Source organism: Streptomyces sp. CC53 (assembly GCF_001865245.1).
Classification (GTDB): Bacteria; Actinomycetota; Actinomycetes; order Streptomycetales; family Streptomycetaceae; genus Streptomyces.
On sequence record NZ_MKXB01000006.1, the window covers coordinates 1 to 5758 of the forward strand.

Below are 5758 nucleotides of genomic sequence, written 5' to 3' on the forward strand. Positions count from 1 at the left end.
CGCCCGTCTCCGCCGCGGGACCCGGGGCAGCCGCCGCGCCGGGCGCCGCGGGGCCGCGGGGCGGTGCGCCGGCGGCGGCCGGGCGCGTCACCGGCCGTCCCACGAGACGGGAGCCAGCGGCCGGACGGAGGAACCCTGCGGGTTCTTCCGCACGAACGCGCCACGCAGCGCGTGATAGGGCGCGCCCCGGTCGAAGAAGACCTTCCGCATCCGGGCCAGCTCGGCCCGCCGGTGGTCGGACAGCGGCCGCACCGCCTCGTCCCGCCGGCGTGCCGCCTCCTTGACCGCGATCCGGGCCCGCAGACCCGGCCCGTCGGCCAGGGCGCACGCCAGCCGCCCCACCTCCCCGGCGAACCCGTCCGGCGCGACCCTCAGCACCCGGTCCACCAGGCCCAGGCGGGCGCCCTCCGCCGTGCCCACCGGCAGCGCCTCCGACGTGAGCCGCTCCGCCGTCCCGGTGCCGACCCGGCGCGGCAGCGTGTACGTCCAGTACTCGGAGCCGTACAGGCCCATGCGGCGGTAGTGCGGGTTCAGCACCACCCCGCTGCGGCACCACACCTCGTCGGCCGCCAGGGCGAGCATCGCGCCGCCCGCCGCCGCGTTGCCGCCCAGCGCGGCCACCACCAGCCGGTCCGTGGTCCGCAGCACCGCCTCCACCACGTCGTTCATCGCGTGGATGTTGGCCCACGACTCCTCGGCGGGGACGGCGGCGGCCTCGATGACGCCCAGGTGGATCCCGTTCGAGAAGAAGTCGCGGCCACCGCCCAGCACCAGCACCGACGTGGGACGGGCCAGCGCGTGCCGGTACGCGGCGAGCAGCCGGCGGCACTGACCCGTGCTCATGGCGCCGCCGGGGAAGCCGAAGTGGAGGAAGCCGACCGCCCCGGTCTCCCGGTACCGGACGTCCGTCCAGGTGCGCCGGTCCTCCGGCAGCTCCCACGGCACCGGCACCTCGGGCAGGGCGGCGACCCGGTCGGCCGGCACCGCGCCGACACGCGCCGCGTCGGCGAGCACCGAGGCGGCCGGGCGCCGCCACGGAGCCGGGACGCCCGACGCCCGCCGGGGCCGCAGCTCCGGGATCCACACCGCCCCGTCGGCGGTGGCCCGGCAGACCGCACCCGCGCGGGTCCCGAGCAGCGCACCGGGGGCGCCCCTCAGCCCGTCCTCCGGGTGGCCGCCGTGCAGGAAGAACTCCGCGCCGAGCAGCTCGTCGAGGACACCCGGCTGGGAGTCACCGCCGCGCAGCTTGCGCAGCACCGTCTCCGTCGGGTCGGCCGCCCAGTCGATCCGCCGCCGGTCCTGGCGGAAGGCGTCCCGCCACACCACGTCCACCGACGGGTCCTTCTGGGACAGCGGCTTGTGGTCGCCGGAGGCGAACCGCTCCACGGCCAGCAGGACGGCGGCCGCCGCCGCGTCGGCCAGCTCACCGCGGTACAGGTCGCTCTTGCCGACCGGCGGGACGTCGAACGGCACGGACGCCCAGACGTCCCCGGCGTCCATCCCCGCCTCCGCCTGGAGCACCGTCACGGCCCAGCGGCGCGCACCCGAGTCGATCGCCCAGTCGAGCGAGGAGGGGCCCCGGTCGCCGGGCGGGCCGGGGTGGACGACCAGGCACGTGTGGCGCGACCACACCTCTTCCGGGAGGGCGGTCCTCAGCATGGGCGCCACGATCAGGTCGGGGCCGGCCTCCGCGACGGCGGCGCGCAGGGCGCCGTCGCCGTCACGAGCCAGGACGGCGTCCACGCGGTGGCCGGCGTCGGCGAGCTCGGCGTACAGCCGCTGGCACAGGCTGTTGAAGGCGCTCGCGACGAGCAGGATGTCCATGGGCCTCCTTCGGAGGGCGGACCGGTCGGGGGAGGACAGCATGCTCGCCCGCCCGGCCGCCGAGCACCGGAAAGCCGCACCTGTACGGGACCCGGAATTACTCCGAAAGGACCTGGTCGCAGATCGACGGGATGCTGTCAGGAACGGTCCTTCTCCGGCGCGTCCCCGCATGCCGCCCGTGACGCGTCCCCCGCAGGCCACCGGCCAGGGTCCACGGGTCGGCCGGGCAGCACGGGCCACCGGCCCAGGGCGCGGGCGTCCTCAGATCTCCTCCTCCAGCCGGATCGCCTGGCGCAGCTCCCGGAAGGCCCGGCCCTTCGGCGGTTCCCCGCCCTGGAGCGCGGCCACCTCCTCGTAGTGCTCCAGAAGCGCGGCGGCGATGGCGTCCAGCTTCCGCTGGAGGGCGTGCTCCGCCCGCAGCTCCGAGTTCTTGAGCAGGGCCAGGAGCAGCAGGTTCACCGCGGTCATGCACCCGGCGGCCAGCAGGAGCCAGTGGGTGTCCAGGTGCGCGACGTGCACTCCGGCGAAGAAGCCGATGAACCCCAGGCAGACCAGGAAGAACGTCGGCGAGCTGGTGAAGTCGGACGCGGCCTGGGCCAGCTGCTCGAACCTGCCGCGCCCCGGGCCGCCCCGCTGGACGGGGCTCTTCGGACTCATGCGCCCACCCTTACCCCGCATCCACCCCGCAGGCGATGAGCAGCGCCACGTCGTCATGCCCCCGGTCGTCCCGCAGGGCCCCCAGCACCTCGTCACACGACCGGTCGAGGCTCAGGCTCCCGCTGTCCGCCAGCAGGGTGAGCAACTGCTCCAGCCGGGAGTCGATGGGCGCGTCCCGCACCTCGACCAGACCGTCGGTGTAGAGCACCAGCCGGTCGCCCGGGCGCAGAGCCACCGCGCGGGTGTGGAAGGGGACGCTTCCCACCCCCAGGGGCACCCCGGTCGGCAGGTCGAGCAGCTCGGGTGCGCCGCCGGACGGCACCCGCACCGGCGGCAGGTGCCCCGCGTTGGCGATCCTGCACTCCCGCCGGTCCGGGTCGTACACCGCGTACACGCAGGTCGCGGTCGCCTGCTCCAGGCCGGTCGTGCTGCGGTCCACGTGGTGCAGCAGCTCCGCGGGGTCCAGGTCCAGACCCGCGAGGGCCCGCGTGGTGGTGCGCAGCTGCCCCATCGTCGCCGCCGCGGCGACGCCGCTGCCCATCACGTCGCCGACGACGAGGGCCGTCCGCCGACCGGAGAGCGGGATGACGTCGAACCAGTCCCCGCCCACCTCGTCGGCCGCGCCCGCCGGCTGGTAGCGGTAGGCGATCTCCAGCCCGGGGCGGGGCGGCGGCCGGCGGGGGAGCAGGGAACGCTGCAGGGTGAGGGCCGTGTCGTGCTCCTTCCGGTACCAGCACGCGTGGTCCACCGCCACCGCGGCACGGCCCGCGAGCTCCCTGGCCAGCACGAGGTCGTCGTGGTCGAACGGCACCCGGCGGCGGGTCCGCCGCAGCCGCAGGGCACCGAGGACCGCCCCGCGGGCGACGAGCGGGACGACCAGGTACGAGTGGAGTCCGGCACGTCCGAGCCGCTCCGCCTCGCGGGCGTCCCGGGCGATGCCGGCGAGGTCTCCCGGGCCGACGCGGGCAAGCAGCACGGGTTCACCGCGCTCCACGCACCGCGCGACCGCGCTGCCCATCCCGGGCTCGTACGCCGCGACGCCCGGGACGTCCGCGGGGCCTGCGCCGTCCTCGGCGCCCGGTGCGCCGCCACCCCGGCCCGCGCCCCCGGGTGCGCCCTCCGGCGGGGCACCGGCCGCCGGGGCTGCCTGCGAGCCGGGCGCCCGGACCTCCGCGAGGCAGCGCAGCAGGGGCGGGCCGCCGGTGCGGGCGTCGGGCGAGCCGCCGGGGCGCAGCGCCGTGTCCAGCAGGTCCACGGCGGCCTCGTCCGCCAGTTCCGGCACCACGAGACCGGCCAGTTCGTGCGCGGTACGGGTCACGTCCAGCGTCGTGCCGACCCGCACCGAAGCGTCGGCGATCATGGCGAGCCGCCGCCGCGCGTGCGTGGCCCGGATCGCCACCCGGTGCCGGTCGGTCACGTCCACGACCGAGAGCGCCAGCCCGAGGACCCGGCCGTCCCCCGCCTCCAGCCGGTGGTACGACACCGACCAGGCGTGGTCCTCGTCGGGATCGGCGGCCGGGCGGCCCACGACGTTCTGGTCCACCAGCGGCGCGCCCGACCGCAGCACCCTGCGGGCCGCCGACTCGACCAGCTCCACGTCGAGGAACCACAGGGCCTCCCGCAGCGGACGCCCGGTCTGCGCGTCGGCCGGCAATCCGCTCAGCCGCGCGAGCGCCGGATTGACGCTCAGGAACCGCAGCGAAGGGTCCAGGACGGCCACCCCGATCGGCGACTGCGCGACCAGCCGCGTCGACAGGGCCACGTCCCGCTCCAACCCCCGCAGGGTGGACTGCTCGGCGGCGAGTCCCAGGGCGTACAGGTTGCCGCTCTGCCCGCGCAACCGCATGTTGCGGAACTCCAGCAGCCGCGTGGAGCCGTCCTTGTGCCGCACGGGGAAGACCCCGGCCCAGCTCAGCCCCTCCCGCATGACGTGGGCGAACAGCTCCACGACCTCGTCCCGGTGCTCCTCGTGCACCAGCACCCGTGCCGCGTACTTCCCGAGGGCCTCCTCCGCCGTGTAGCCGAACAACGCCTCGGCCTGCGGGCTCCACAGCACGATGCGGCCCCGGTCGTCGAGGACCACCGCCGCCACCTTGAGCACGTCCAGCAGCCCGCCCGGGGCGGACGGCCCGTACGCGCCTTCGGACGACGGGTCCTGCGCCGGGGCGGTGCTCATCCCAGCGCCCCCGCAGGCCCGGCGACGGCCCCGCGGGCGGTCTCGCCCGCGGGCCGCAGGGCGGTCGTACGGGCGCGCCTGGCCGCGGGCCGTGCGGCGGACCCGCGGACGCGGCCGGCCGTGGGGCGCGGGGCGCCGCGCCCGGCAGGACGAGCCGCCTCCGCGCGGTGGCGGCGGGGGCGTCCGCGGTCCACCACGGTCCCGGCGAAGGATGCCCGCTCGCGCAGTCCCGACTGCTCCGCGACCGCCGTGCCCGTACGGGACGGACCGCCCTCACCCTGCCGGGGCCCTGGCCCCGGCACCCCGGCCGGGGCGGCCCCGCGGACGGCACAGCACCGTCGCCCGCCGTGAAGCCGTGTGCCGTCGGCTCGTGCGAGCCGCTCGACGTGCCCCGTGGGGGACGCGCCGCCGCGCGGGACGGCGGTGTGCGGCCAACGGCTGCCCGGCGGGAGCCCCGGAGGGACTCTGTGCACGAAGGGCTCCGGCACGGGGGGCCACGGGGACCGGAGGCGGCGGCCTGGGCGGGGAGGCCCGGCCGGGGCGGCGGCCGGCACCGGGGGCGCGGGGAGCGGGGCCGCGGCACCGCCGGAGGCGGCGGACCCCATCAGCCGTCCTGCCGCCGCTCGTCGTCGACGATCTCCGCGTCGACCACCTCGTCCTCTTCCCGCGGCCGGGCGCCGCCGGCCCGCGGACCCGCACCCGTATCGGGGCCCCCGTCGGTGTCGGCGCCGGCGGCGGCGCGCCCCTGCGCCTGGGCGTACATCGCCTGGCCCAGTTTCTGGGAGACGGCCGCGGCCTTCTCCGTCGCGGTGCGGATGGCCGTGGCGTCCCCGCCCTTCAGGGCCTCCTTCACCTCGTCCACCGCGGACCGGACCTCGGCCCTGGTGTCGCCCGGCACCTGGTCCTCGTTGTCCTTGAGGAACTTCTCGGTCTGGTAGACGAGCTGTTCCGCCTGGTTGCGGGTCTCCGCGTCCTCCCGCCTGCGCCGGTCCTCCTCCGCGTGCCGCTCCGCCTCGCGGACCATGCGGTCGATGTCGTCCTTGGGCAGCGAGGAGCCGCCGGTGACGGTCATCTTCTGCTCCTTGCCGGTGCCGAGGTCCT

General features: G+C 77.0%; 4 protein-coding genes. All 4 read right to left on the reverse strand.

Annotated elements, in window-relative coordinates:
* Window positions 1-87: 87 nt before the first annotated feature.
* Window positions 88-1824 carry an enoyl-CoA hydratase-related protein gene (locus BJP40_RS00545; RefSeq protein WP_071277581.1) on the reverse strand — a complete coding sequence of 579 codons (1737 nt, stop codon included), beginning with the start codon at window positions 1822-1824 and terminating at the stop codon, window positions 88-90.
* Between the two features lie 261 nt (window positions 1825-2085).
* The gene (locus tag BJP40_RS00550; RefSeq protein WP_071277583.1) at window positions 2086-2481 is read right to left on the reverse strand and encodes a hypothetical protein; all 396 of its coding nucleotides are present in this window, start codon (window positions 2479-2481) and stop codon (window positions 2086-2088) included.
* A gap of 10 nt (window positions 2482-2491) precedes the next feature.
* Window positions 2492-4657: a SpoIIE family protein phosphatase gene (locus BJP40_RS00555; RefSeq protein WP_071277585.1), complete on the reverse strand. Its 2166-nt coding sequence runs from the start codon at window positions 4655-4657 to the stop codon at window positions 2492-2494.
* Between the two features lie 604 nt (window positions 4658-5261).
* Window positions 5262-5758, reverse strand: a 497-nt coding sequence (locus tag BJP40_RS00560) for an Hsp70 family protein (protein WP_177204267.1), incomplete at its 5' end; no start/stop codon positions are given.